The sequence below is a fragment of the Methanosarcinales archaeon genome, assembly GCA_014859725.1.
Classification (GTDB): Archaea; Halobacteriota; Methanosarcinia; order Methanosarcinales; family Methanocomedenaceae; genus Kmv04.
In genome coordinates this window covers 1-6,311 of the sequence record JACUTQ010000133.1, presented here as the reverse complement: position 1 = coordinate 6,311, position 6,311 = coordinate 1, and the positions used below count along the sequence as shown (strand labels likewise).

5 protein-coding genes are annotated in these 6,311 nt (G+C 38.5%); 2 read left to right on the top strand and 3 right to left on the bottom strand.

The genetic code is table 11. The features are described from left to right. Positions 1 to 339: 339 nt before the first annotated feature. The 3 genes from IBX40_10115 to IBX40_10105 form a co-directional block, all read right to left on the bottom strand. Positions 340 to 2,529 (bottom strand): PKD domain-containing protein, encoded by a 2,190-nt coding sequence (locus IBX40_10115; GenBank protein MBE0524671.1) that lies wholly within the window; start codon positions 2,527 to 2,529, stop codon positions 340 to 342. 251 nt (positions 2,530 to 2,780) lie between these two features. After that, positions 2,781 to 2,981: a hypothetical protein gene (locus IBX40_10110; GenBank protein MBE0524670.1), complete on the bottom strand. Its 201-nt coding sequence runs from the start codon at positions 2,979 to 2,981 to the stop codon at positions 2,781 to 2,783. Between the two features lie 226 nt (positions 2,982 to 3,207). After that, positions 3,208 to 4,164: a hypothetical protein gene (locus IBX40_10105; protein MBE0524669.1), complete on the bottom strand. Its 957-nt coding sequence runs from the start codon at positions 4,162 to 4,164 to the stop codon at positions 3,208 to 3,210. A gap of 195 nt (positions 4,165 to 4,359) precedes the next feature. Between IBX40_10105 and IBX40_10100 the strand changes: the two genes are divergently transcribed. Both IBX40_10100 and IBX40_10095 read left to right on the top strand, forming a co-directional pair. Next, positions 4,360 to 4,581 carry a hypothetical protein gene (locus IBX40_10100; protein MBE0524668.1) on the top strand — a complete coding sequence of 74 codons (222 nt, stop codon included), beginning with the start codon at positions 4,360 to 4,362 and terminating at the stop codon, positions 4,579 to 4,581. 132 nt (positions 4,582 to 4,713) lie between these two features. Beyond that, positions 4,714 to 5,643 (top strand): 4Fe-4S binding protein, encoded by a 930-nt coding sequence (locus IBX40_10095; GenBank protein ID MBE0524667.1) that lies wholly within the window; start codon positions 4,714 to 4,716, stop codon positions 5,641 to 5,643. The last annotated feature ends 668 nt before the right edge of the window (positions 5,644 to 6,311 follow it).

Below are 6,311 nucleotides of genomic sequence, written 5' to 3'. Positions count from 1 at the left end.
ATTTTCAGATTAAACTTTCTTCAATGAAAAGAGCAGGGATGTTTGAAGGGGAAAAACCAACAATATTAGAAATGTTTAAAATGTTTAGACCTTTTGGAATTCATTGACAAGTTTCATTGAAAATTATTTCTGAAGAGCGGAAGCTTTCGATGTTTAGGTATATATATGTTGAACTTATTGCAGTTTTTCTAGTATTAGCAAAAATTAACTGACTTTAAGTCGATCATGGGCTAATGATGATTCAGTTTTTTAGCAGATTGGTTAGTATATTTTCCGAAAAAAGTAGAAATCACTAGATTATGGGATAGTGCCATAATATTATTCAATAAATAGTAATAGCTACTTGAGTGGTTTTCTCAATACAAAATACCTCACAGATAATAAACTTCCAAAAGCAAACGCCGCGTTAAAACCCGGTACATCCTGAGTATGTGGTGATTGTTTTTCAGATTGTGCTGGTTCTTCTTGTACTTGTATCAGATTTCCTTCCAGTTTTATCAGCCAAACATCGGCGTCTCCTGCCCTGTATGAATCGATTTTTCCTGCAATAATATACCCGCCATCTGAAGTCTGCTGGATACAATTAGCCCAATCAAAACCTGTTGATCCAAAGCTATTATACCATTCCATATTTCCTTTTGAATCAGTTTTTACCAGCCACATATCATCCAAATTATCATTTTGATCATAGTTGACATTATCATAAAGCGGCCCCGTCTTCCCTGTAATAACATAGCCGCCGTCTGAAGTCTGGATAACTGAGTGTGCCCAATCATCTCCTGATCCCTCGAAGGTCTGGTTCCATTGTTCTTTTCCCTTAGAATCTGTTTTTATCAGCCAGAAATCAAAATAACCAGCACCATATGATGTGGTAGTTCCTGCAATGATGAAGCCACCGTCAGAGGTCTGCTGAATAGATTCTGCCCAATCGCCTCCGGTTCCTCCAAAGGTCTGGTTCCATTGCATATTTCCGTTTGTATCGATTTTTATGAGCCAAAAATCACCATCTCCGGAACCATATGAACCTGTGCTTCCAGCACTGATGTAGCCACTATCACCCGTTTGTTGGACCGAATTGGCATTATCAAAGCCAATTCCTCCAATGGTCTGCTTCCATTCCATTTGAGGTGGTGTTATCTGTTGAACAGTTACATTTCTATTTGTTGAGTGCATTACAGTATTATTATTTTTTACCGTTAACGTCACGTTATGCGTTCCCTTTGAGGCATAGGAATGGTTAATTGTCTTTTCAGTTGTATTTAATGTATTCCCATCTCCGAAATTCCATTGGTAATTAGTGATTTTTTCATCCGGATCAGAACTTGGGGAAGCATTGAATGTTATCATCTGTTCTACTCCGGGATGCTTCGGATAATAAATGAATAATGCTGTGGGAGTAGGAGGTTCTTTATCCAACTTTATCAGCATGAAATCAGAGTATTTATCTCCTGCAAGTATATAGCCTCCGTCTGAGGTTTGCTGGAATGATTCAACATCTTCAAATGTCTTGACCCAGAGCATGTTTCCTCTCGGATCTATTTTGATCAGCCAGAAATCGTCATCATAAGAAAATGTCCATCCTCTCAGAATATAACTGCCATCAACAGTCGGACGGACGGATTTTATCCAATCATGGTTAGATCCTCCAGAGGTCCAGATCCATTGCTCATTTCCCTTTGCATGGGTTTTCATCAGCCAGAAATCAGAATGGCAAACTCCCCATGAATCCGTATTTCCTCCAATAATATAACCACCATCGAAGGTCTGCTGGATAGTGTTTGCCACATAACGTATCGTTCCTTTAAAGGTTTTGTTCCACTGCTCATCTCCCGTTGAATCGGTTTTCACAAGCCTAAAATTTGACCCTTCCGGTGCCGAACTTGTACTTGATCCAATGATGAAGCCACCGTCTGAGGTATGGTGGATTGTGTATATATTTCCCTTTCCAAAAGGCTTTTCCCATTCCATGGTTCCAGTCACATCGATTTTTCCCATCACGATAGAATAGTTATCCCACGACCCGGTCATCCTTATGATGATCCAGCCACCATCAGGCGTCTGCTGGATGTATTTTAGCCTGTCATTGTCAGTTCCTTTAAAGGTCTTGTTCCATAACTCATCACCCTTTACATCTGTTTTCATAAGCCAAACATCATCAGGGCATTCATTACATAAACTCGCAGTTCCTGCAAAGATATAACCATTATCAAAGGTTTGCTGGAAAAGATAAAGATGATCACTTCCCATTTTTCGAAATGTCTTGTTCCATTGTTCCTCTCCTTTTGGATCGGTTTTCACAAGCCAGACATCCTCAGGACATTCTCTGCACACACGTGTACTTCCAACAAGGAGATAACCGTTATCAGAGGTCTGCTCGACAAACTCAGCATGCTCTATGCCAGCTCCTCCAAAGGTCCTGTTCCATTCCACTTCAGGCGGCGTTGCACCTGTGTACCCCATATTTGCAAAGAGCAGTATTGCAGACAGGATTACCAATAACAATGCCTTTTGCTTTTTCCATTTCATCATTCTTTCAATTAGCGCAATATCCAAATATTGGTATTTAAATTATTCTATTAATAGTCGGTTTTGACAATTCAATGTGTTTTCATTGGGATACTCTTTAAGAAGGCGGTCTAATCGTATCGAAAACGTATGAAATGAGGAGCCGTGAATTGCCTATTAATTCAAGCTTGTATCCGCTCCTGAAAGCATTTTTAGATACAAGTCCGGGCCCCTTTATAATAAACCAGATGCGTAGCACAAATATGCAGATGGCACTAACGCCTCGTAATACGATATTTGACCAGCACCTTAACATCCTGTGTTCCCCGCATGATTGCAGGGATTTTTTCAGATCCCAGGTCAGGTTCTGGTATTGTTATTAAATTTAAATATTTTCGTACTGTTTTCCTGTCATATCCGGTTTTATCGGATATTGCAGTGATGCTCAGACCCTGTGCATGTAGTTCTCGTATCATAAACCAATCCTCCATTTCTATCATAGTCCACAACCTTGGGGTTTTTACCCAAGATTGTCAGATGGGGATTTTTATCCCGCTGAAAATGGGGAAAATTAGACCGCTATTGACACTAAAACCAAGACTCCTGCAGTGTTGGAAAGGTTTAGCTGATCATCAATGGAATTGGGAGCAATTTTTTTATTTTTCATTAAGTATTCTAAATCAGGACACTGCCAAAAATTTTTTAAACTAGGAATATTGAGAAATATGCAAAATACAAATTATCTTGTACCAGATTGTTAATTAAAAGAATGCCTGACCATTGATCACCAAACTCATCAGTAAAAGACCAAGTACTCAATCCAATTGAACTTTGACTTGTTTTTTCTTTTAGCTCCCAGCGTGCTTCCAAAAGTTGATTTTGGTAATGGGATTCTAAATCCTTTATATTCAGTTCAGTTTCCAATGTGGTTTCTGAATTCCAATAATCATCGCTGCCTCCTCCACCTCCACCCTTCTGTAGGGCACCTTTTGGAGGTTTTAATATTGGCATTATTTCTTCAGCACCACTAATTCCATGAGGTTCAATGGTTTTCATCCTGCATACTGGATTTCGTGGATTGGTATCCAAGTTTAATCTTACATCAGTTGGCTTTTCTCCATTTGGTGTAAATGGAGTTATTGTAAGAGAAGGTCCTGCACTTTCATTTTGGCAGAAAGTAGAACTTTCAGACATGGAAGGAAAATGTACAAAACCCCCCTCATCTTGGTAAGAACTTTCTAATTCATTCCATCCAGTTTTATTCAAATTATTGCGGTAAAATTCCAAAATTTTGTTTGGCTCTCTAGGCACATCAAGAAATATCTGAACTTGTTGATAATCATCTTCAAAGCGCACTGTACTGCCTATAATCGTAGCGTCCTCAGGAATAGGAATAATTATTGGTAAATCACTAGGTAGTTCACCCGGAAGAAAAGTAAAGGGTTTTTCCATAGGAGTTCCAGGATAAGTAAACATACGTTCTACTAAGCGAAGGAGCTCTGCATATGAGTTGTTATCGTAGGGATGAGTTGTTTTAATGAGTATTCCTGATGATTGTGAATTCTTTGAGGGTTCAGAATTGGCTTTTTCTTCATCAATACAACCTGAAAGAAAAATAATTCCTACAATTAAAAAACAGAATATCAATAATTTCTTCATAAATCCCCTTCTTTACTTATTCAATCAACAAATATCTTAATTCATTTATAAGATTTTCGTAACTATTCAGCCACCCTATAAACGGTTTACTTTTAAGAAAAGCACCTAAATCGAAAAATCAAAATACTCTGACATCATCTCAAATTAATATTCTAAAAAGCAACAAAATTTTTCCATTAATCTGAGGGGATTGATATGGAACGTGAAGAAATTCTTACAATTTATGAAGCAGGGCCCGAGGCAGTTATCAATTTAATAAATCAACTGACCGCCAGAACTGCAGAACTTAAAGAAAGCGTCAAATTATTAAATGAACGACTCAACAAAAACAGTCATAACAGTAGTAAGCCTCCTTCAACTGATGCTTTATGCAACTATAAAACCCAAGCCAAAAAGGCCACCCTAGAACAACATTAAGGATGGTTGATCTCAATAGTTATACCCCGCAGCTCTGCTGCGGTTGGGACAAACCGGAATATACAATGTTAGGGGAAATGGGTATCTAATAGTCGTTATTGTAATAACAATTTTAAATAGATGTCGCGAAAGATGAAAGACGAGGACAAATTCGACTTCAAAGAGTTGGTTTCATCGCTGGCAATCCTGATTCCGTTCTGGATTGTTGCTATAGTCCTGTGGCGATCCACGGGAGATATTTTCTATCTATTCAATTTTCTATACATCGGGGCTGCGATCGGTATTGGTATTGGTGTTTACTCTGCGCTTCCAAGGAAGAAAAAGCCATTGGGTCGCAGGTTGGCTATGTTTCTCATTGGTGGGTACTTGCTTTTCTTTCTGGGTTTCCTGAACTTTGAGAATTTGCAGATTGAAGGCTTCTTTTTTTACCTGCTGGCTGGATTTTTCTCTGGTTCTGTCATCCATTACTTGATAGCGAAAATTTTAGGTCCGATTTTGTTTAATCGGGCTTGGTGCAGTTGGGCATGCTGGACTGCAATGGTACTGGACTTCCTTCCGTATAAACGCAGCAGCGGGCGTATCCCGGAGAAATGGGGATGGTTGCGTTATACACATTTCATTTTAAGCCTCAGTTTTGTGCTTTTGCTCTGGTTTGGATTAGGATACCGTGTTGAAAGTAAAAGCATCACTGAACTATACTGGCTTCTTGCTGGCAATGCTATTTACTACTCCACTGGCATTATAATGGCTTTCTGGCTTAAGGATAACCGCGCATTCTGCAAGTACGTCTGCCCGATAACCACAATTCTCAAGATTACGACTCGCTTTTCATTGCTCAAGATTCAGGGAGATAGCGAAAAATGCAACGAGTGCGGAGCTTGCATGAAGACGTGTCCAATGGATATTCAGATCCCTGATTATATCAAAATGGACTCTCGCGTTCTATCTACGGAGTGTATCTTATGCCAGACCTGTGTCAATACATGCCACACGGGTGCTCTGAAGGTATCTTTCGGTTTGGATATCGGAGGCAAAGATTTATTGTATGAACGGAAGCAGTAAAGAGAACTTACATTGAGATTCCAAATCTGTCCACATTCAATTCCACACACCCGACCTCCAACAAATGGATGCCTACGAATTCATTCGGGGGTGGCACGGCTGTGGCTGCGGGATGGGGGAGATTCATGCTCACAAAGATGATCGGAATTTAACACAAACAAAATAGAAAAATTTAATATTATCTACTTTATAAATAATTCGCCAAGAACCTACGCACAGAACAATTGAAAAAACCCACACATAGGGAGATTGTAGAGAAAACAGAATTTTTGCACTTTTCACATATTTATTATTTGCCTTTTTGTAGAATAACCTGTTCGTATTTTGCCTAATTAGGTAGAAAATTGATTGTTTTAGATAATCAAACCTTCAAATTACTTAATGTTCTAAAAACTAAAATGAGCCTTTACATGTTGATATACAAAAAGGAAATATTTCGCTTTACAACATAGTTTTTATTTGAAATCTAAAAGTTTCATTTGCTTGCAACCATGATGCAAAAATATAAATTTGGTAATATAAATTTCTGTATCACATCTAATTTTTTATATGTGTAACGCACGTGATACATTGAGCCACACATATCTATAAGGTTGGATCAGGAACTTTATAATGAAATCGAAATCAATCAGGGAGACGAAGATAGGACAACATACATCAAAAAAATC